Here is a 22,244-nt window from a genome sequence, read left to right as displayed (position 1 = left end):
AATATTAAATCAAATCAATTTAAAACAATAAACAATGAAAAAAGTACTTTCAGTTATGGCGGTTGCAGCTTTCTTATTTGCTGCTAATGTAAATGCTCAAGAGCAAAAACCAAAAGAAGAAAAAAAAGAGTGTAGCAAAAAAGAAATGAAATCTTGTGATAAAGAGAAAAAAGCTGGATGTTGCGCTGGTAAAAAAGCAGCAGAAAAAAAATCTTAATTAAAGATTTATATCAATTTTAAGTGCTTGAGAAATCAGGCACTTTTTTTTGTGTTAATCCACAATAAACGTATAGTTTTAACTATTTTTGTAATTACTAATTCTAAACCGTAAATCACAACTATTAGTGTGATTACGATTCTATATATAATTAATTTCAATGTCAATAGCCCAAAACCTACTCCAAATAAAATCCCAACTTCCAGAAAACGTAACATTAGTAGCCGTTTCTAAAACCAAACCGGTTGCCGACTTGATGGAAGCCTACAACGCTGGTCAGCGTATTTTCGGAGAAAACAAAATCCAAGAAATGACGGACAAATGGGAACAAATGCCCAAAGACATCCAATGGCACATGATTGGGCATGTTCAAACCAATAAAGTGAAATTCATGGCAGAATACGTGAGTTTGATTCATGGTGTGGATAGTTTGAAATTACTACAAGAAATCAACAAGCAAGCTTTAAAACATAATCGCATAATTGATTGTTTATTGCAAATGTATATCGCCGATGAAGTAACTAAATTTGGTTTAGACGAAAAAGAATTGAACGAATTACTATCCTCGGAAGAATTCCAACAATTAAAAAACATTCGAATTGTTGGCTTGATGGGAATGGCTACCTTTACAAATAATCAAAACCAAATCCAAAAAGAATTTCAACATTTGAAAGAGATTTTCGACAATACAAGCAAACTTGAAACCTTAAACCTGAAACTCGAAACTCTTTCCATGGGTATGTCTGGCGATTATAAACTCGCAATGGAATGCGGAAGTACTATGGTTCGGATAGGAAGTAGTATCTTTGGCAACAGAAATTATAACTAATCCATTTGGTAAAGCATTGAGATTCCTACGGAATGACAAACTGAAAACTGAAAACTGAACACTGAACACTGAACCCTAATCACTGAACACTGATCACTGAACCCTGAACACTAGCATTTGTACGCAATAATAGACATAGAAACTACCGGAGGGCAATTCAACGAAGAAGGAATTACCGAAATCGCTATCTACAAATTTGATGGTAGCGAAATCGTGGACCAATTCATCAGTTTGGTGAATCCCGAAAAACCCATTCAACCTTTTGTAGTTAATTTAACGGGGATCAATAATGCTATGTTGAGGTCGGCGCCTAAGTTTTATGAAATTGCCAAACGCATTATCGAAATTACCGAAGGCTGTATTTTAGTGGCACACAACACCTCATTTGACTATCGCATCATGCGAACCGAATTCAACCGATTAGGCTATGATTTTGTAAAACCAACTCTATGCACGGTAGAATTATCCAAAAAATTAATCCCCGAACAACCTTCGTATAGCTTAGGGAAATTGGTTCGTGCCCTCGGAATCCCAATGTCCGATAGGCATCGCGCCAGTGGCGATGCGCTTGCTACAGTAAAATTATTTCAAATGCTTTTGGCAAAAGATACCGAGAAAGAAATTTTAATCGGATTGATAAAAGCCGAAATAAAAAGCGGTCTTTCGCCTAAATTATTGGATATCGTAGAAAGTCTTCCAAGCAAAACCGGAATTTATTATATCCATAATGAAAAAGGCGATTTAATTTACATCGGAAAAAGCAAAAATATTAAGAAAAGAGTCAACCAGCATTTTACAGGTAAAAATACCAAAAGCAAAAAGTTACAAGTCGAAGTTTTTACCGTTACTTACGAAGAAACGGGTAGCGAATTGGTGGCACTTTTAAAGGAAAGCGAAGAAATAAAAATCAACAAACCCATTCACAATCGGGCGCAACGAAAAAGCATTTTTCAGTGGGCGTTGTATGAAGTACTCGATGAAAATGGTTATTTAAACTTAAAACTCCTTAAAGCCGATGGCCGCAAGAAAGAAATAACTTCCTACACCACCGTTCAAGAAGGAAAAAATGCCCTTTTTCGCATTACCGAAAAATACAATTTGTGCCAAAAATTAAACGGATTATACGAAACCCAAAACGGTTGTTTTCAGCATAAAATAAACGAATGCAACGGTGCATGTTTAGGCAAAGAAACTCCCGAGGAATACAACCAAAGAGTCGAAGAATTTCTTCACGACATGTCTTTTGAAAACCAAAATATGGTTGTAGTAGATCGAGGCAGAAAAGTGAGTGAACGAAGCGCTATATTAATAGAAAACGGCATCTATAAAGGCTATTGTTTTTACGATTTGAATTACCAAATCACGAATATGGAAGTCTTAAAAAACATCCTTATCCCGATGCAAAATAACCGAGATACACGAACTATTATTCAAAGTTATTTGCGAAAAAATAAAGTAATGAAAATTATGAAGTTTTAATTTTTTAGGAGCTATTTCCTGCTATCCGCTGCAAGCTTTCTTGTTTCAAACCATTTTTGTAATTTATAAAAAGAGCTTCCGTTGGTCGCTTTTTTATAAAAACAAAAATTGGTTTTCAACTGCAAAAGGCTTTTCGCTACTATCAGGGCTACACCAACCAATCATTGGACATTTTCAAAAATGCTAGAGATAAAAACAAACTGAAGTTTTGAAAAAAAATATTTTAATAACCATCATCGGGCCCACCGCAATCGGTAAAACTTCCTTAAGTATTGCCTTGGCACAACATTTTGGTTGCGATATAATTTCCTGCGATAGTAGGCAGTTTTTTAAGGAAATGAAAATTGGAACCGCAGTTCCTAGCGATGAAGAATTGGCGAGTGCTAATCATCATTTTATTCAAAACAAATCCATTTTTGAAAACTATACCGTTGGCGATTTCGAGAAAGAAGCAATTGCTAAACTGGACGAATTATTCTTAAAAAATAACATTCAAATTATGGTTGGTGGCTCAGGATTGTATGTCGATGCCATATTAAAAGGATTGGATTCTTTCCCAGATATTGCTCCAGAAATTCGTGAAGAAGTAAGAACTACTTATGAAGAAAAAGGATTGGATTACCTTCAAACTACTTTGCAAGATTTGGATGTAACCTATTACCAATCTTTACTAGAAACCAATCCGCAAACACTTTTAAATCCGCAACGAATGATGCGTTTTGTAGAAGTTTGTTTGGGATCTGGAAAACCCTATTCTTCTTTTATTAACAAAAAAGAAGACAACCGCAACTTCACTCCTATTGTTATTGGTTTAGAAGCCGAAAGAGAAATAATGTACAGCAGAATCAACCAAAGAGTAGATATAATGCTCAACGAAGGGCAACTGCAAGAAGCCGAAAGCTTGTTCCAAAACAAAGAATTGAATGCTCTGCAAACAGTTGGTTACAGAGAATTGTTTGATTATTTTGAAGGAAAAATCACTTTAGATTTTGCCATAGAAGAAATCAAGAAAAACACCCGACGCTTTTCTAAAAGACAATTAACTTGGTTTAAACGAACCGAAAACGCAATTTGGTTTGATTATTTAACCGATAGAAAAGAGATAATGGATAATTTACAATTGATAATTGATAATTCGTAATTCGTAATTAATCTTAATTCGACGCAACCTTTTCAATAAATTTTAATCCTAATAGAAACGATCTTATGAAAAAACTACTCCTAATAATACTTATTCCGCTATTAACTGGATGTGACATTCAATATGATGGTAACACAAAATTGGTAATTAAAGGTTCGGTTGTAGATAGAAATAATAATCCGATTATTAATAAGGCTGTAAATCTATATGTTTCGAGAAATGGAGGTTCTATCCCTTTTATTTTATATATTCCGTCGGAAACTAATTATATAGGTAAAGCAACCACAGACAGCAACGGGGATTATGTAATGGTTATTCCGCAACCCACCAATTTTTCAGAAATTATTGTGGAAACCAATGACGAAAGCAACCAACTAAATGGTAAACAATTTAGAAATATTAACCTTTCTAATTTTACTAATTTCCAGTTTACTGCTCCAACTTCCAAACTATATTTGAAATCAAATTTAGCAAGTTTAACTGTCAATCTTAACAATATAAATTCCACAACCGAATTATTAAAACTAGAATATATTGGCAATATTCCAAATGAAATTGAATTAATAAATCCTTTGGTGGAAGATTACCCAAATTTTATTCAAAATATTAATGTTGCAAAAAATCAAACGGTTATTTTACAATATAAAACTATTAATCATTTAACTAATGTCACTACCACAAACCAAGTAAACATAACTATTGACAACTCCAATTCCGTAAATTACACTCTAAACTATTAATTATGAAACGAATATATCTAGTATTAATAATAGTTTTTCAACTAGGTTTTGGACAAAATAAAGAGAGTAATAGAATTGAATTTGTTGCTGATTTAAGATTAGCAGTAAAATCAAATTATTTTTTTGGAGATAATTATTTGGCCAAAGGGCATAAAAATCCTGCAATGGGCGCTAACTTTAATTTTAATTTTATAGAATATAAAAAAATAAGACTTGGTTTTTCCTTTGAAAAGAGTACCCTTCACGTGGAAGGTTATTCTATTGGTGGCAATATTGATAAGTCCAATATTACGGTTTACAATTCTAATCTTAGCTACCAAATCCCTACAACTAATAAACTGTCATTTGAGCCAACTATTTTTTATGGTCAATTATTTATCAAACAAAAAAATGGCAGCAAAAATTATGGTGTTCAAGATGGTAACGATTTAGGAATAGGAGTTTGCATTAAATACAAATTAAATAAATCTATTCAAGCTTATTCGGACATTGCTTTTAGTCATTATTTTCTTACTGCAAATACCACACAAGAATTTGAAAATTATTTTAACTCTAGTAATTGTTTAAGTTTATCTTTGGGGTGTAAATTCTTTTGATAATTAAAAATGGCAATAGCACCTAACTTCACTTCGATATTAACTAGAGATTGGGAAATTAATTTTTTGCAATGTTACCCTAACGGCTATTTAAAATATACCGAATTGTGTAATCTTTTTCAGTTGACTGCCGCAACGCATTCGGAAATTGGAGGTATAAGTTTTAGCGACATGCAAGAATACAATCAGGCATGGGTATTGAGTAAGATGCGGGTAGAAATTTATAGACTACCCAAATGGAAAGACACGGTAACGGTAAAAACTTGGATAAATTCGTTAGAGAATTCGCGTTCAACTCGTTGTTTAGAATTGTATATTGGAGAGGAAAAAATAGTGGGTTGCGAAACCTTTTGGGCGGTGTTCAATACTACTACTCGAAGACCTGAGGCTTTGGCTTTACCCCACGAACATTTTGAAAAATATCCAAATCATATTTCCATTGAGAAACCTTTTTCTAAAATAAATATTGCTCAAGAATTGGATGTAGTGCACCAAAGAGTGGTGCAATTATCCGACTTGGATATAGTGAATCACGCCAATAGCGTGAAATATTTAGAATGGTGCTTGGATTGCATGAACCCAAAACTGCTTTTAAACCGTAGTTTGAAGAGTTTTGAAATGAATTTCTTGAAAGAAGTATCCAATTTAGATGCCATCGAAATCGCAAGAAATTCAAATCTTTTTACCATTCATAAAGAAGGAAAAACTTGTTTTGCGTTGGAATTAGAATTTTAAAATTAAAGTACTTTTATATTCTACAGCCCTAGCCCAGATAGAAATGGAAAGCTTTTCGCAGCAAAAATCTAATTACTTATTTATGTAAATTTATTAGAAACGTAACTAATAAAAAATATATTTTATTTTTTCAAGAAATCAATCAATCCCTTCATATATATTTGTTGGTCGTCATACATACTCATGTGGCTTCCGTTAGCGCAATATAAATAAGTACCTTTTGGGAATTGAGTAGCCATCCATTTCATGTATTCGGGATCCATAGTGTCATATTTCCCTCCAATAACTAAAGATGGTATGGTTATATTTTTCAATTCTTTAGAAACATCCCAATTAGTTAATTTACCAGAAAGTCCTAATTCACTTGGTCCTTGCATGGTTATATAAAGTGAGCTATTCAATCTACCCATAGATCTTGTTACCGGTTCCGGCCATTCGCTAACTGGCTTTCTTAGTATATGCTGATTATAGAAATTCGCCATCAATAACTCCATGTATTTAGGATTGGCGTAATCTTTTTTTGCTTCCAAATCTTTAATCGTTTTTAAGACTTCTGGATTCAATTGTTTTTCAAGTACTTTAGAATATTCACCATATTTAGGGCAACTAGCCATCATATTAGAAACTACTAATCCTTTTAAATTATTTTGATATTTCAAGGCATATTGCATGGCTAAAATTCCACCCCAAGAATGTCCTAACAAATAAAAATTGTCTTTATTAAGATGTAATGCCACACGAACTTGCTCTACTTCCTCAACATATCGAGGTAAATCCCACATAGTGGTATCGTTAGGATTGTCTGAAAAACCTGTTCCTAATTGGTCGTAATAAATAAATTCGATGCCTTCATTTGGAAGAAAACTTTCCATACATTCAAAATATTCGTGCGACATTCCTGGTCCGCCATTAAGCAAAAGCACTTTTATTTTAGGATTGTTTCCGAAACGTTTGGTCCAAACCTTAAACTTACCTTTTGGAGTTTCAATTGCAATCATTTTAACTCCGCCATTTTGAATTTCTGTTTCTTCCGATAGGAAGTAAGTAGATGGTTTTTCTTGCTTACAAGATATTAAAGAAAGTAAGGCGCAAAACATAATTATTTTTTTCATAATTGGCTGTTTTTTAGGTTGTAGTATTGGGTTTTGGAATTTGAAATTTGGATTTTGGGATTTGGATTTTGGAATTTGGGTTTTGGGTTTTGGGTTTTTAAATAGTCCCATAATATAAAGCTTTCACGATTCCATCGGAAAGTCCTATTTTAGGCACATATATTTGTCGAGCACCACTCCATTTCATAGCATTTAGGTAAATTCTAGTAGCAGGAATGATAACATCTGCACGGTCGGTATTTAAGCCTAGTTCGGCTATTCTTTGCTCATAAGTTAGAGAATTTAAATATTGGTATTGCGAATTCAAATACAAGAAGGATAATGGTTTGTCCTGTTGTTTACCTGAAAGTTTGAATAGTTTATTAATATTTCCTCCTGAACCTATAAGTGTAATGTTTTCATATGGTTCGCAATTGGTAGTAATCCATTTTTCAATTTCTTGCCAGACCACTTCATTTACCATATCGTTTAACAAACGAACAGTTCCATTTTTAAACGATTTGGACGCTACAATTTTAGCGTCTGCAAAAAGTGAAAATTCAGTACTTCCACCACCAACATCCACATACAAATAGGTTTTATCAGTGGCAATAAAATTATGTAAATCAGAACTAGCAATAATGGCTGCTTCTTGTTTTCCGTCAATTATTTCAATTTCAATTTCAGATTTTTCTTGAATAATAGCCGCTACTTCTTTGCCATTATAGGCTTCGCGCATGGCTGAAGTTGCACAAGCTTTATATTTATCTACCTTATATACTTTCATCAAAAGTCGAAATGCTTCCATGGCATCTACCATTCTATCGATATTTTCCGTTGTGATTTCTCCAACAGTAAAAGCATCCTGACCCAATCGAATTGGCACCCTTATTAGTGCCGATTTGTTAAACTGGGTTTCTTTTCCTTTTTGTTCAACTACGTTAGTAATAAGCAACCTCATGGCATTGGAACCAATATCTATTGCTGCATATTTTTTTATTGAAATCATTTATATTTTGTTGCTTACTGTATATTTAAAACATATTTTCATTGGTAGTCTCTTGTTGGTTTTTGTAATAATTATAGGTTTCTTGCTGTGCTCTAAAAACCGGTTCGTTTTCTTTTCGGATACGGTATTTATTATCTAGTTTTTCGGAATGGAATCTAGCTTTTACATTTCCTTTCCAACCAACTTCAAAGGTATCAATCAATTGTTTTTTGATATCTTCTTGATAAATAGGGCAAGTAACCTCTACCCTTCCATCTAGATTTCTAGTCATAAAATCGGCAGACGAAATAAATACATCGGGGTTATCATCATTACAAAAAATAAAAACTCTAGTGTGTTCTAGAAAATTATCTACTATACTAATTGCTTCTATATTTTCACTCATCCCTTTTATACCGGGGATTAAAGAACAAATTCCACGGATTTGCAATTTAATTTTCACGCCAGCATTACTTGCGTCATAAAGTTTGTCAATCATAGCAAAGTCGGACAAACTATTCATTTTTAAATTAATATATGCTGGGCGCTCCGCTTGGGCATTATGAATTTCTCTATCTATGAGCTTATAAAATTTGGATCTAGAATAGTGTGGGGAAACAATCAAATGTTTGTAACGGTGTAAACGGTAATTTATATCGAAAAAATCAAATATTTTGGTTACATCTTTTAATATTCTTTGATGACTAGTAAGCAAGGTTACATCGGTATAGACTTTAGCTGTAGACTCATTGAAGTTTCCTGTAGAAATAAATCCATAACGTTTAATTTTATTATCTTCAAGTCGCTCTATCACACATATTTTACTGTGCACTTTAAGACCTTTAATTCCAAATATAAGCTCAATCCCTTCTTGTTGCATTTGTTCGGCATACGAGATATTATTTGCCTCATCAAAACGAGCTTGAAGCTCAATTTGAACCACTACACGTTTTCCATTCTTAGCAGCATTGACTAAGGAACTAATAATTTGAGAGTTTTTGGCTAATCGATATAAAGTTATTTTTATGGTAGTTACTTTAGGATCTAGAGCTGCCTCCCGCAAAAATTTAATTACATACGAATAGGATTGATAAGGAGCAAATATCAAGAAATCTTTTTGGGCTATACGTTGCAAAATACTGCCTTCAAAAGATAAACCTACTACTTCTAATGGTTTTTTTTGATGGTATAATAAATCGAATCTTCCTAAGTTGGGAAAATCCATATAATCGCGACGGTTATGGTAGCGACCACCCGGAATAATACTATCTGTAGATTCGATTTTCATTCGGTTTAAGAAAAAAGCAAGGGTGTCTTTTTCTATTGTTTCGTCATAAATAAAACGAACAGGTTCTCCAATTCGACGCTCTTTTACCGAAGTTGCTATCTTTTGCATCATACTTTTACGCATATCACTATCGATGTCTAATTGGGCATCGCGAGTAATTTTTATCATGTGAGCTGAGATACTTTCGTAATCAAAGATGTTAAAAATATTGGTTAAATTATAACGAATTACATCGTCTAACAACATTATATATTTCTTTTCACCAATAGTTGGTAGTACAACAATCCTATTAATGTTTTTAGGGATTTCAATAATGGCATAACGAACTTCTTTCTTCGGTTTAACAAGACCTAGAACTTTTGATTTTTCATTCGTTTTCATTACCAATTTAATTGCCAAATATCCAGCAGTATCTTTTAATAAAGGAAATTCTGCTAAATCATTTAAGATAATGGTAACTAATTCTGGACTTACTTTTTCAATAAATAAGTCATGAACAAAGTCTTGATGTTCTTGACATAGTTCATTTTCATTGACAATTAAGATATTTTCTTTTTCTAATTGTTTTTCAATGATACTAAGTATTCGCAAACTTTCCGATTGCTGCTGTATAACAATTGCAGTGATATCTTTTACTAATTGTTGTGCTGTAATACCACCTAAGATTTTTTCACCTGTTTCACCAGATAAGCTCAATCTTCGGATAGCAGCAAATCGAACTCTAAAAAACTCATCTAAATTATTTGAAAAAATACCTAAAAAACGAAGCCTATCTAATAAAGGGACTGATTCATCTGCTGCCTCTTGTAATACTCTAGCATTAAAGGATAGCCAGCTTTTATCTCGATCAATATATCTATAATTGGTTTCTGTATTCATATCTAATTCTCGCTTGGAAATATAATGTTTTGGGTTGTTCCTTTTGTAATTGTAGCCCAACTAGTAGTATCAAAATTAATAGATACAAATCCAGATGTTGGTACGTTAGTCACAAATTTATTTCCAAATTTATTAACAAAATCGGTAATAGCACTATTATGTCCGAAAAGAATTAAGTTTTCGCATTGATTTGGGCACGATTTAACAATTTCTTCAAGTTGGAGACAATCAAAGGTGTATAAATTGTCAATAACTACTATATTTTTTTGATCTAAATTCCAGACTTTAAGAAATATTTCAGCTGTAAGTAGGGTTCGTTTGGCACTACTGCACCAAATTATTGCGGAAGGATTAATGCAATTAACCGCTTTATCAGCAACTTTTATAGACTTTTTTATTCCGCTTTTAATTATAGTTCGTTCTTTGTCTGGAAGAGGTAAATCCCAGTTAGATTTTGCATGTCGGATTAGGATAATGTTTTTCATTTTTTGAATTAAGGAATGGGAAATCAGACTAATTTCATATTAAAAAGATTCAAATCACACAAATATACTCGAAATTATTATCCTACAATTGGTTTAAAAAAAATAATACTGAAGTAATACAATTTTCAACAAACAAAAAAGTCTCCTGAAATATACAGGAGACTTAACAACATTGAAAAAACTATTTAGGGCAAAAAAGTTTATTTTTTAATGAACATGTTTGTATAATATTTTTTTCCAGTTGTAGGACTTACTGTAATTGAAAGACCAAAATGAGTATAATCACTATCTAAATTAGCTTTATGCCCTGGACTGTTTTTCCAAGCATTTAATACCGTAGTGGAATTTGAAAAGTTATATGCTAAATTTTCGCCAACTTTATATGCTCCTAAAACATCCATTAAATTTTGTGATCTCTCATTAAATAAATCATGAGTTAATGTATTATTGGTAATCATATAATTATTGTGCTCTAATGATTTATGCGAAATATGATTAATAACTTGAAATTTAGGCATTCCTTGACTAACCCTATAATCATTAATCATTTGCATTAATTGGATCTCTCCTGGAGAATAATCAAATTTAGTAACAATTGTCTTTTCGAATACTGCTTGATCATTAGAACTTTTAGAACACGAACTCATTGCAAACACCAATACCATTGGCATAAACACATTTAGTAATTTTAGTTTCATAATAAAATAGGTTAAGTTTGAAGGCAGATGTGGGGCAACTATCTTCGGGTTAGAAATGTAAGAACGTAAATCGTAATTTGATTCTTCAAAACTAACACTTAACCGATAAAATACAAAATAAAACCGATGAAATACATAATTTACTAAAAAAGCTTTGTAATTTTCCTACATTTAAGGAGAGAGTCTGTCTATTTTCCAACTGAAGTCCGATTGCAGTTGGTAGCGAATTCTGTCGTGTAATCTATTTGCTCGACCTTGCCAAAATTCTACTTCTTGTGGTCGTACTAAATACCCACCCCAATTCTTTGGACGAATAATCTCAAGACCTTGATACTCTTGCTCTAAGAGAACTAAATTGGATTCAAGGTATTCTCTATTGGGGATAATTTCACTTTGTGGGGAAACAATTGCACCTAATTTACTTCCATCTGGTCTGGATGCAAAATAGTTATCGGAAATAACCTCTAAAGTTTTCTCGGCAATTCCTTTTATGATGACTTGTCGTTCAAGACTTGTCCAAAAAAAAGAAAGACAAATGTGAGGGTTGTGTTCTATTGCTTTTCCTTTTTCGGAATTGTAATTGGTATAAAAGATAAAACCTTCTTCGTTGAATTTCTTAAGTAGTACTACTCTCGATTTAGGAAAACGATCCAAACCTATAGTTGCAACCGTCATGGCATTAACTTCGTCTACTCCGCCAAAATCTTCGGTTTCATGAAACCATCTATTGAATAAATTGATAGGATCTTCGGGAATGTTATTTTCAAGTAGTTCGCTTTTTTCGTAGGATTTTCTATAATTACTTAGGTCTTTCATGGGAGGATTTTAAAAAGCAAAGTTCGCAAAGTTTTTGGGATAATTTTCAAAAAAATACAATGGATTTTAAGATTGTGAGCACAAGCGTAACGCTTTCGCTAGCAAGGGGGAACTGTAGTTATTTATTTAGTCGATAAAGTTCTTCTAAAAAAGTAATTTTTTGTTCTTCACTCCATTTGTCGGTGTACACAAGTAGATTTAGAAAATTATCTTTTGATGAACCAAACAAAAATACATTATCAAGTTTATTATCGTTGTATTTCCAAATTACATATTCTTGATTACTATTTTCTTTAAGTAGTTTTGTTTTAAATTTATTTTCAGCGTAATAATCCGAATCCCATTTGTAAAATAAGTTTACATTTTCGTAATCAGATTTCGTTTTTATAAACGTTGGATATGCTTTTTTTGGATTTTGAGCTACTGCAATAATTATTCCTTCTTTATTTTCCATATAAGTTTGTCCGGAATCGTTCATTTTATTTAACTGTTCCCAAATTCCTGGAATTTTTACGTCGCTTGTATTTGTTTTTAAAGTTGTAAATTCCTTCTCGGTTTGACAAAAAATAAAATTTGAAGTAAGGCAAATGGTTAATAGTACAATTTTAAAATAATTCATTTTTTTAGTTTTTAGTTATTTTTTTTTATTGATGTTAATATTCTTATTTTCTGTTATATATGGCTGTTGTCAGTTGCTTGTTGCCAACGTTCTGGGGCACAAGCGTGACGCTTGCGCTAGCAAGGGGGATTTATTTATTTAAAAAGTATATCCAATTCTTAAATGTATATATGGGGTATATTGATTTCTATTTACTGCAAAATTATCAATGTTTTGTGAATTCGCAGTTCGGTAATAAGGTTTTAAATATACAATTCGATAACCTAATCCAATTCCGGTTTCAAAGTTAAAATGATTACCAATTTGTCGCTTTATTCCCCAAGTTGGTATAATAGACAAATCAGCAATCTTTGTAATATTTTCATCTAAATTTATTACAAACCAATTAGGGTGATAGCTTGTTTTTATTGATAAATAATTACCACTATTTTTTGAAGTTTTTTTACCGTTTGAATTTCTTTTTTCTAAGTTATAATAAAATCGTGGTTCAACATTTAGAACTGGTTGTAGAATAAATCCTGTACCACTGTAATGGTCTCCAACTGCAAAATCATTTTCAATTCCAATTTCACTTCTTAGAGCGATATTTTTTGTAAGTTTAGTTTCGTTATTTAACCAAATACCTGCAAAACCAGTTTGAATTCCAAAAAATGTTTTCTCAACACTTGCGATTTGGGCGTTAATATTAATTGTAAATCCCAAGATTACAAAAGCGATTATTCTTTTCATTTTATTTGCTATTTTTAAGATGTTATTTTTTGTTTAGTTTTCTATTTTTTTGGTAAAATATCGCACAATATTTTGTAACTACAGCGGGTTTGGGACTAAATTAAGCCCATTCTTCGGATTTGCAAAATCTACCAAATACAAAACCATTTTTAAATTAAGCCTAATGCCCAAATTGCTTGTAGGGTGTGTTATGCGCAGATTGCCTATTTATTTTTAATATTCTATTTGCTTCGACCACTCTAATCCTTTAAAAAAATTAAAGAGTTTTCTCAATCTTTGGTTTCTTCGGCAATCTGATGAATTCGTTTTATCATTTGTTGTATATCACCATTAGTAATTAAAATACCATTCTCAAAAAAACCATATTCGCCTTGAGAATTTAAACTTATTTGTGGATTCTTAGGGTAATAAACTCGCCAATTGGATGTCAATGTAATATTCTTTACTACTTTCTTCCCATTCTCTACAAGAACGTCAAATTCAACATTCGTCGATCTTTTCTTATCATAGTTATACTGAATACCTTTATGAATATTTTTGCTTTTGCTTTACATTTAAAATTGTCTTCTGCTTTAAGGTCTTCTACAATTTGCGCATAACTTGTATATTTGCGCTACAAACATTTACTAATCTTAACCTTTTCAGGTATAAGTGAATGTTTGTTTTGTTTTTCAAATATAGTTATTATTATTTATTGTTTGCTTTTTTTAAGAAGAACCACCCCGCTCTTAGGGCGCCTCCCGAAAAGTTCGGGACAAGCTATCCAAAGGAGGGGAATGTATGCTGATTAATTCCTTTTAAATTCTAATTTCACAAAAAACATAACCTGTATAGCCCTGACAGAAGTGGAAATCCTGGCATTGCGAACCTAAATAGTTTAGGAGATTGCTTCGTGCCTCGCAATGACAGATTGCAACGGATGGCAGGAATTACCATTGCTAAAATGCCAACTGTTTCGCTTCTACTAATCTAAAGAGAATTCTTTTCCGTCTTCGGCTAGATGCACGTTGGGGAAAATGGTTTGGGCTTCGTTTTTAAACATTTCGATGCTGCTGTACCGCGTAGAATAATGACCTAAAATAAGGTTTTTAACCTTGGCTTTTAGGGCAATAGTTGCGGCTTGCTTGGCGGTGGAGTGCATGGTTTTTTCGGAAAGTGGTGCTTCGCTTTCTAGAAAAGTGCTTTCGTGGTAAAGGTAATCGGCATTTTGAATGATAGGAATGATGCTTTCGTCGTACTTGGTATCGCTGCAATAGGCATAGGTTTTTACCGGCAGTGGCGGGAAGGACAACTCGGAATTGGGGATAACGGTGCCGTTGTCGAGGGTGACATCGCCACCAAATTTTATCTTGTTAAAGTAAACTTTATCGATGTTGTAATTTTCAATGGTTTCAATATTGAGTTTACGTTCGGTATTTTTTTCTTGGAAAAGAAAGCCATTGGTATAGATGCGATGGCTTAATGGGATGGTTTTTACAATTACTTTTTCGTCTTCAAAAACCGTAACCGATTCGGTAGATTCTAGTTCGTGGAAATAGAGGTTGTAACCGGTGTAGGAACCCGAAGCTTTTAATTGCAATAGTATAATTTCTTTGATTCCTTTTGGGCCGTAAACGTGCAAATCGTTTTCGCGATTGAGCAACATGAAGGTGGAAATTAACCCAATCAATCCGTAAAAATGATCGCCATGAAGATGGGAAATGAAAATGTGGTTGATCTTGGAAAACTTGATTTTGCTTTTGCGCAATTGCACTTGGGTTCCTTCGGCACAATCAATTAGGAAGACTCTGTTTTTTATTTCTAAAATTTGAGAGGTTGGATTGGAGAAGGTTCTGGGTGTTGCGGCATAGCAGCCAAGTATGGTTAGTTTCATTATTGCGTTTGGGATTTTTTTAACTAATCAGCCAATGATTTTTTTGCCACGAATTTCACGAAAATCACTAATTTTATTTATAAATATTTCACAAATAGAATTTCTAAGAAATGAAAATTAGTGAAATTTATATTATTTGAAACATGATTTGTGCATTTCGTGAAATTCGTGGCTGAATTATTTTAATGGCCGAATTTCGACGAAATTTTTATTCCTATTTAAAAACTAACTGCCCTATTAAATAATTATTCCGATTTATCGTTTTCAATTTTGCCCAATCGATTGACTTGAAAGGCAACATAAATCAAGATTACGCTATTTACAGCGATCTTTAAATAATCGAATTCTTGGGTTTTAATTCCAATAAACAGGCGACTAGCAAGTAAATAAGCCAAGACGAATAAAAAGACTACGTAGATGTATAGAAATGCTTTGTTATTTATTTTCATGGGGTGGTTTTAAAATCCTAAATCGCGTTCTATTTCTTCCATTTCGATAATATCATGTGCTTCTTGAATGGATGGAACGACTGTTAATTGGGTTGGAATGGCATTAAAATCAATATCGGAAGCCACTAAAACAAAGGATTTTTTTCCTTTGCAATGTGCTTTAGATAAGTCGGAGAATAATTTAATGTCTTTTAATTCCACATTCTTATCGTGGGTAACATCTAGAATTAAATTTTGATTTTTAAAAGTAGCATGTTGTTGGGTAAGTTTCTCCAAGAAATTTTGAGTATTTCCTTGGGTATCTTTAATGATGGTGGTGTGGCCTTTTTGTTCTACTTTCATTGGGGTTAAATTGGAATTAAAAGAATCGATTGAAAAACGAATTCCTTTTATAATTCAATTACTATTAAATCTAATTATTTCTTAATTCGAACTGATACTTCAATCCATCTAAGTTTCTCTTCAACTTTCCAAAATGACTAGTTAAATTTCCTGTTTTGGAAACTTTTTTTATTCTGGAGGTTAATATTTTCTCTATATTTTTAGAGTTAGATTTATTTATTACAACAGTCATAATGGATTGCTTTTATTAACAAATCAATATCATCATTTAAAACTAACTATTTACATTGTTAAGCCACTTATATTTAAAAAAAAGAATCAACCTAATTCTCGCAAAGACGCAGAGTCGCAAAGGATTTAGTAATAAACTGCTCCTTCGCTCCTTTGCGAGACTAAATATAAATTATTTTGACATTTGTAAATATTCAATCCCAAAATAATGTTATCAAATATATAAAATAATTTCTTTACTGTTTAATTTTAGAAGCCAATAAATAAATAACTGCCATTCTAATTGCTACTCCGTTTTCAACTTGGTCTAAAATCACCGATTGTTGGGAATCGGCAACATCGGAAGTAATTTCTACTCCACGATTGATTGGTCCTGGGTGCATGATAATGATTTCTTTATTTAGAGAATCTAATAAGGCTTTATCTACCCCATATTGTTGGGCGTATTCTCTAGTGGAGGGAAAATAATTCACATCCATTCGTTCGTTTTGCACGCGAAGCATGTTGGCAACATCGCACCATTCTAGTGCTTTTCTTAAATTGGGTTCTACCGTAACTCCGAGGCTTTCAATGTACTTCGGAATTAAAGTTTTAGGTCCGCATACTTTTACTTCGGCACCTTGCATTTGCAAAGCATAAATATTAGAAAGTGCTACACGGGAATGCAACACATCGCCAACGATTACCACTTTTTTACCTGCCACTTCACCTAATTTTTCTCGGATGGAAAAACTATCTAATAAAGCCTGGGTTGGATGTTCGTGAGCACCATCTCCAGCATTAACAATACTTGCTTTTACATTTTGCGAAAGAAAGTAAGCCGCACCCGGATTGGCATGACGCATCACTACCATATCGACTTTCATTGATAGAATATTGTTCACAGTATCAATAAGGGTCTCCCCTTTTTTAACCGAGGATTGTGCTGCCGAAAAACTAATGACATCTGCCGAAAGTCTTTTTTGTGCCAATTCAAAAGATAATTTGGTTCGGGTACTGTTTTCAAAAAAGATATTAGCAATGGTTATGTCTCTTAAAGAAGGGACTTTTTTAATTGGGCGATTGATGACTTCTTTAAAATGATCTGCCGTTTCAAAAATTAAATCGATGTCTTCTTTAACTAGGTATTTAATTCCTAATAAATGGTTTACACTCAGTTCTTTCATTTATATAGTAGGTGTTGTTTTGTTGTAAATTCTTAATTCGTAATTAAATAAACTGCATCTTCTCCTTCATTTTCTAGCCAGCAAACTTTTACTTTTTCGCCATTGATGGCATCTACTTGACGACCTCTATAATCGGGTTGAATGGGTAAATGACGACTAAAACGTCTATCAATTAAAGTTAAAAGTTCTACTTCGGAAGGTCTTCCAAAAGATTGAATAGCGGTTAACGCGGCATTGATACTTCTTCCGGTGTACAATACATCGTCAATAAAAACTACTTTTTTATTTTCAACTAAGAAATCTATTTGGGTTTTATTGGCTTCCAATGGTTTGTCGCCTCTGCGGAAATCATCTCTAAAAAAAGTGATGTCTAAAAATCCAAGAGGAATATTTTGAAGTTGGTATTCTGTTTCCAGAATATGTTGGATACGTTGTGCTAAGAATTTACCTCGTGGTTGCAACCCAATCAATACCGTATTCGAAAAATCAAGATGCTTCTCGATTAACTGACAGGCCAAACGATTTAAAATGATAGTAACTTCTTTGGCAGTGAGCAATATTTTTTGACTCATAATGAAGTGCTGTTTGGAGTGTAAAAGTAAATAAAAATATTGGAATTTTATTTAAAAAAGAAAAACTCCTAAATAGTGCAAATGCAATAATTATTTTTTTAAACACGAATTGCACAAATTTTCACAAATTATATTGATTCTAAAAATTACACAAATTAAATCTGCCTTTGGCAGATTCGTGGAATATTATGGAGTTCTAATTTGTGAAAATTCGTGCAATTCGTGTCTGCTTTTACATCCTTATTTTGTAATCCAATCTACAATAGAAGCATCCGTTGGAAGCACTTGTGGTGCAATAACTTTTTCTAATTCTCCTTTTTCGTTGATTAAATATTTCTGAAAGTTCCATTCTACTTCACTGTCTTGCAAACCATTTTTAGATTTTTGAGTTAAGAATTTATAGACTTCACACATGTCATCACCTTTAACCGAAACCTTCTCCATCATAGGAAAAGTTACGCCGTAATTAAGTTGGCAAAATTCGCTAATTTCTTTACTGGTTCCTGGTTCTTGCGATGCAAAATTGTTAGCAGGAAATCCTACAATAACAAAATTATTGGCTTTGTATTTTTTATAAATAGCCTCCAAGTCTTTGTATTGTGGGGTTAATCCACATTTGGAAGCAGTGTTTACAATCAGGATTTTCTTTCCTTTTAAGGATGCAAAATCAAATTCATTTCCGCTTAAATCTTTTACTTTAAACGAATAAATAGTTTCTTTAGTCATGGATTGGGTATTAGAAATTAATGCAACTGGGGTTTCTTGTGCTTGATTTTTACAACTCGTAAAAAAACTAAGACTTAGTAATAATAAAGTGATTTTTTTCATGATTATTTTTTAAATGTTTTTCTATATCTCCAATACACAACGGCTGAAAAAATCATGTATACAACAAAGATATAAAGGTAAATAGTTACGTTTTGTTTTTCTCCAGAAGCATACGAGTGCATTCCAGATAAGTGAAAATTCACTCCAAAATAGGTCATTAATATGGATGCAAATGCCAATACACTCATGAAATTAAAAGAGAATAAACCTCTTAATGCTGGCACAAATCGGGCATGAATTACAAATGCATACACCATGATACTAATTAATGCCCAAGTTTCTTTTGGATCCCATCCCCAGTAACGACCCCAACTTTCGTTGGCCCATTGCCCTCCAAGGAAGTTTCCAATGGTAAGCATTACAAGTCCAATGGTTAAAGCCAATTCGTTGATGTAGGTTATTTCTTTAATGTGCAATGTCATAGCCGCTTTGTTCTTTTCATTGGTGAACAACATTAATAGCAATGCTACCAACCCAAGCACCATTCCTAATGTTAATGGCCCGTAACTTCCTACAATAACGGCAACGTGAATCATTAACCAATAGGAATTCAATACCGGCTGCAAATTGGCAATAGATGGATCCAACCAATTTAAATGTGCTACCATTAATATCATAGAAGCTACAAAAGTTCCAGATGCTACGGTAAGTTTGGATTTTCTATCAAATGCCAAGGTAAAGAACATCGTGGCCCAAGCCACATAAATCATACTTTCGTAAGCGTTACTCCAAGGCGCATGCCCAGAAACATACCAACGCGCAATTAATCCAGCGGTATGCATGGCGAATAAAACTCCTACTGCAATATGAAATAGGTTAATGGCAATTCGTATTGCTTTTTTATTAGAAAAAATACTTACAACAACCATAATCAACATCAAACTACCGGCAAGCATGTACAACCAAAATAAGTTTTTAAAAACATCGTATTTGTTTAACAAAATCTCGGAAGATATTTGTTGGTCGGAAGGTCGAACTGCTTTTCCGTATTTCTTTTGATAATTTTCTAAACCTAGCAACATGGTATTTGCCAAGGTATAATCTTTAGTTTTAGAAGCTTTTGCCAAAGCATCAAAATAATAGGGCAAGGCATTTTTTATAGCATCCAAATCATTTCCCATTGGATGGTTAATTTCTAAAAACGACAACCATTTATTATTTTTTTCATTCGGAATTGGAAATAATTTTAAAATATTTCCGCTTAAAGCCGCGTTCATCAAATTGACTTTTTTATCTACTTCAATAAAGTCTTTTTGAAACTGATCAGGTGTATTGGTTTTATAAGCTTCTTCTAAATAAGAACCTAATTTGTAATTCCCTTTTGCATCAAATAAAGATCTAAAAGTAACGTACTTATCTTCTGGATTTACTCCGATAATTTTGCGGATACTATCGTTTCCAATTTTGATATAAATCAAAGGCAACTCAAACCAAGCGGTTGGAAATTGCGACATCGAAATAAAAACCTGATCGGAATTCATTCCCTCATAGGTATCTTTTTTACTCACTTTACGAAGTAATTCCGACGAAAAAGTATTAATCGGTTTCATCCTTCCGCCATCGTCTTGAATTACCAAACGACCAAATTTTTCGGCTTGCGCTTCGGGAACTTTATATTTTAAAATCGAATCTAAATAATTGAATTTTGCTGAATGAGGTTGGTGTTGTGCAAAACCATTTAAAGACAACAACAAAATAAGCACCGACAACAATTTGGACTTTTTCACTTTTACATCTTCTAATTTTCGTTTCACATCGGCAAAACGGGTGTTTTTTACAAATAGAATGCATAACATAGCAAAGAACAACATGAAATATCCAATGTAAGTTATTAAAGTTCCCCAGTAATCATGGTTTACCGAAAGAACGGTTCCTTTTTCATCGGGGTCAAAAGAAGATTGAAAAAATCGATAGCCGCCATGGTCTAATATATGGTTCATGTAGATATCGGCATCGTATTTCTTTCCATTTTCGGTAACTGTAACTTTACTTTCATAAGAAGAATAACTCTTTTCGGTACCAGGATATTTTTTTGCAACAAAGTCATTCAAAGTAATAGTAAACGGTAAGGTATATACTTTGCTTCCAAAATAAAGTGTGTATTCTAATTTGCCAATTTTCACTACTTGAGGTTCGCCAATAGAGCCTTTAGAACCCATAAGGGTTACGTCTTCCGACTTTCCTTCCGATTCTATCGTTAAAACCAATGCATCGCTAGATTTTTTTGACTTTAAATTATTACCCGAAACCACATCTTGGATACCTTTAATGGGTTGATCCGGAAAAACAAATTGTGCGCCACCAACTTTATACAAGGAACGAAACATTAAGGGTTGTATTACCTCTTTAGCTAAAGTTCCCTGAAATTTATCTGCCATTCGCATAAATTGCCCATCAAATGGTGCGTCAATAGTAGTTCCTGTAGCTGTGGTAGTAATATTGATTGCGCCTTTGGTAGGCTTGTTAAATGCAAAAAGCACGTTATGAATGTCTTTAATAACACCTGATTTAAGATAATGTTCGTGTCGAGAGCCACCACCTGATTCGACCATTTTCAGATACAAAGTTCCGTTTTGGGATTGCTTAATAGTGTCTTTAGCATCAATAATAAAATTTTTGTAACTAATTTTAAAAGGAATAGCATCAAATTTATCGGATACAGAAAAATAGTTACTTGCAAATGGAGGATAAACCGCTGGAGATAATATAAGAGGTTTTTCAAAGATTCTTCTTTTCAACTCGCCATTATGTTGTCCATCTACAAAAAAAGTAAGGTAATTTTTATCGGAAAAAAATTGGTTAGAAGTAGCGCCCTCGCGAATTGGCATCATTCCTTCGTAACTAATATATCTAGTAATAAAAGCACCAAATATTATGAACACAAAAGAAACGTGCAGCAATAAGGTTGCCCATTTTTCTTTTTTGTATAACTGGTAGCGTTTAATATTGCCCGCAAAATTAATCATGAAGAACACCATAATTGCCTCAAACCACCATGCATTATAGATCCAAACCCGTGCAGTATCGGTATTGTAATAACTCTCAATAAAGGTTCCGATTCCCATTGTTAATGCAAAAGTTAAAAATAAAACCGCCATTAATCGAGTGGAAAACAGGAAAGAAAATATTTTTGTATTCATTAGAAAATTTTATTAGTACACCTAAATTTAGGGATTACAAAAGTAAATTAAAATTGTGGATTATTAATTGAATTAAATAAGGTTTTAAGTCATTTTTAAGAGCTGTTTATTGGAGAAAATGAAACTAATGTAAATTTATTTTCAATGCGAATTATTTTCAACACGAATTGCACGAATTTGCACATATCTTTATTTCATTTTTAATTTCACTAATCTTAGAATTCGTCTCTAACGTTTAAAAGTATATTTTTAACACGAATTGCACGAATTTTCACGAATCTTCATTTCGTTTTAAATTTCACTAATTAAAGAA

Annotated in this window: 23 protein-coding genes; 7 read left to right on the top strand and 16 right to left on the bottom strand. The window is 32.8% G+C overall.

The window, feature by feature from the left end; translation table 11 throughout:
* Window positions 1-34 precede the first annotated feature (34 nt).
* The 7 genes from ACIQ2J_RS03625 to ACIQ2J_RS03595 all read left to right on the top strand — a co-directional run bounded on the left by ACIQ2J_RS03625 (window position 35) and on the right by ACIQ2J_RS03595 (window position 5,737).
* Complete coding sequence (locus ACIQ2J_RS03625) at window positions 35-217, top strand: hypothetical protein (RefSeq protein ID WP_396166826.1); 183 nt, start codon at window positions 35-37, stop codon at window positions 215-217.
* 160 nt (window positions 218-377) lie between these two features.
* A complete protein-coding gene (locus tag ACIQ2J_RS03620; RefSeq protein ID WP_396166824.1) occupies window positions 378-1,046 on the top strand; it encodes a YggS family pyridoxal phosphate-dependent enzyme in 669 nt (222 codons plus the stop codon).
* A 117-nt stretch (window positions 1,047-1,163) separates the two neighbouring features.
* The gene (locus ACIQ2J_RS03615) at window positions 1,164-2,525 is read left to right on the top strand and encodes an exonuclease domain-containing protein (protein WP_396166822.1); all 1,362 of its coding nucleotides are present in this window, start codon (window positions 1,164-1,166) and stop codon (window positions 2,523-2,525) included.
* 208 nt (window positions 2,526-2,733) lie between these two features.
* Window positions 2,734-3,666 (top strand): tRNA (adenosine(37)-N6)-dimethylallyltransferase MiaA, encoded by a 933-nt coding sequence (miaA, locus tag ACIQ2J_RS03610; protein WP_396166820.1) that lies wholly within the window; start codon window positions 2,734-2,736, stop codon window positions 3,664-3,666.
* Window positions 3,667-3,731: 65 nt separating this feature from the next.
* Window positions 3,732-4,406, top strand: a complete 675-nt coding sequence (locus tag ACIQ2J_RS03605; RefSeq protein WP_396166819.1) for a hypothetical protein — start codon at window positions 3,732-3,734, stop codon at window positions 4,404-4,406.
* Between the two features lie 2 nt (window positions 4,407-4,408).
* Window positions 4,409-5,002: a hypothetical protein gene (locus tag ACIQ2J_RS03600; protein WP_396166817.1), complete on the top strand. Its 594-nt coding sequence runs from the start codon at window positions 4,409-4,411 to the stop codon at window positions 5,000-5,002.
* 9 nt (window positions 5,003-5,011) lie between these two features.
* Window positions 5,012-5,737: an acyl-[acyl-carrier-protein] thioesterase gene (locus ACIQ2J_RS03595; RefSeq protein WP_396166815.1), complete on the top strand. Its 726-nt coding sequence runs from the start codon at window positions 5,012-5,014 to the stop codon at window positions 5,735-5,737.
* 122 nt (window positions 5,738-5,859) lie between these two features.
* Here ACIQ2J_RS03595 and ACIQ2J_RS03590 read toward each other — a convergent pair whose 3' ends face one another.
* The 16 genes from ACIQ2J_RS03590 to ccsA form a co-directional block, all read right to left on the bottom strand.
* Entirely contained in the window at window positions 5,860-6,849 is a 990-nt protein-coding gene (locus ACIQ2J_RS03590; RefSeq protein WP_396166813.1) for a proline iminopeptidase-family hydrolase, read from the bottom strand.
* Between the two features lie 97 nt (window positions 6,850-6,946).
* Complete coding sequence (locus ACIQ2J_RS03585; protein ID WP_396166811.1) at window positions 6,947-7,837, bottom strand: Ppx/GppA phosphatase family protein; 891 nt, start codon at window positions 7,835-7,837, stop codon at window positions 6,947-6,949.
* Between the two features lie 25 nt (window positions 7,838-7,862).
* The gene (gene ppk1, locus ACIQ2J_RS03580; protein WP_396166809.1) at window positions 7,863-9,983 is read right to left on the bottom strand and encodes a polyphosphate kinase 1; all 2,121 of its coding nucleotides are present in this window, start codon (window positions 9,981-9,983) and stop codon (window positions 7,863-7,865) included.
* A 2-nt stretch (window positions 9,984-9,985) separates the two neighbouring features.
* Entirely contained in the window at window positions 9,986-10,468 is a 483-nt protein-coding gene (locus tag ACIQ2J_RS03575; RefSeq protein WP_396166806.1) for a SixA phosphatase family protein, read from the bottom strand.
* Window positions 10,469-10,668: 200 nt separating this feature from the next.
* Complete coding sequence (locus ACIQ2J_RS03570; protein ID WP_396166804.1) at window positions 10,669-11,166, bottom strand: CAP domain-containing protein; 498 nt, start codon at window positions 11,164-11,166, stop codon at window positions 10,669-10,671.
* 171 nt (window positions 11,167-11,337) lie between these two features.
* A complete protein-coding gene (gene pdxH / locus ACIQ2J_RS03565; RefSeq protein ID WP_396166802.1) occupies window positions 11,338-11,982 on the bottom strand; it encodes a pyridoxamine 5'-phosphate oxidase in 645 nt (214 codons plus the stop codon).
* Window positions 11,983-12,100: 118 nt separating this feature from the next.
* Complete coding sequence (locus ACIQ2J_RS03560) at window positions 12,101-12,601, bottom strand: hypothetical protein (RefSeq protein WP_396166800.1); 501 nt, start codon at window positions 12,599-12,601, stop codon at window positions 12,101-12,103.
* 138 nt (window positions 12,602-12,739) lie between these two features.
* Window positions 12,740-13,303 carry a hypothetical protein gene (locus tag ACIQ2J_RS03555; protein WP_396166797.1) on the bottom strand — a complete coding sequence of 188 codons (564 nt, stop codon included), beginning with the start codon at window positions 13,301-13,303 and terminating at the stop codon, window positions 12,740-12,742.
* A 296-nt stretch (window positions 13,304-13,599) separates the two neighbouring features.
* Complete coding sequence (locus ACIQ2J_RS03550) at window positions 13,600-13,761, bottom strand: hypothetical protein (protein ID WP_396166795.1); 162 nt, start codon at window positions 13,759-13,761, stop codon at window positions 13,600-13,602.
* A gap of 533 nt (window positions 13,762-14,294) precedes the next feature.
* Window positions 14,295-15,203 carry a ribonuclease Z gene (locus ACIQ2J_RS03545; protein WP_396166793.1) on the bottom strand — a complete coding sequence of 303 codons (909 nt, stop codon included), beginning with the start codon at window positions 15,201-15,203 and terminating at the stop codon, window positions 14,295-14,297.
* A 245-nt stretch (window positions 15,204-15,448) separates the two neighbouring features.
* On the bottom strand, window positions 15,449-15,652 hold the full coding sequence (locus tag ACIQ2J_RS03540) for a hypothetical protein (protein WP_396166791.1): 204 nt from the start codon (window positions 15,650-15,652) through the stop codon (window positions 15,449-15,451).
* 9 nt (window positions 15,653-15,661) lie between these two features.
* Window positions 15,662-15,994 carry a ribonuclease Z gene (locus ACIQ2J_RS03535; RefSeq protein WP_396166789.1) on the bottom strand — a complete coding sequence of 111 codons (333 nt, stop codon included), beginning with the start codon at window positions 15,992-15,994 and terminating at the stop codon, window positions 15,662-15,664.
* 467 nt (window positions 15,995-16,461) lie between these two features.
* Window positions 16,462-17,391 (bottom strand): aspartate carbamoyltransferase catalytic subunit, encoded by a 930-nt coding sequence (locus ACIQ2J_RS03530; protein ID WP_396166788.1) that lies wholly within the window; start codon window positions 17,389-17,391, stop codon window positions 16,462-16,464.
* 32 nt (window positions 17,392-17,423) lie between these two features.
* Window positions 17,424-17,963, bottom strand: coding sequence for a bifunctional pyr operon transcriptional regulator/uracil phosphoribosyltransferase PyrR (gene pyrR, locus ACIQ2J_RS03525; protein WP_396166785.1), 540 nt, complete (start codon window positions 17,961-17,963; stop codon window positions 17,424-17,426).
* Window positions 17,964-18,203: 240 nt separating this feature from the next.
* Window positions 18,204-18,791: a glutathione peroxidase gene (locus tag ACIQ2J_RS03520; protein WP_396166781.1), complete on the bottom strand. Its 588-nt coding sequence runs from the start codon at window positions 18,789-18,791 to the stop codon at window positions 18,204-18,206.
* A 2-nt stretch (window positions 18,792-18,793) separates the two neighbouring features.
* Window positions 18,794-21,931, bottom strand: a complete 3,138-nt coding sequence (gene ccsA / locus ACIQ2J_RS03515) for a cytochrome c biogenesis protein CcsA (RefSeq protein WP_396166779.1) — start codon at window positions 21,929-21,931, stop codon at window positions 18,794-18,796.
* Window positions 21,932-22,244 lie beyond the last annotated feature (313 nt).

The organism is Flavobacterium sp., assembly GCF_044357305.1.
GTDB lineage: Bacteria > Bacteroidota > Bacteroidia > Flavobacteriales > Flavobacteriaceae > Flavobacterium.
Note: the sequence above shows the minus strand (reverse complement) of the source record. Positions and strands in the feature narration are given on the sequence as shown.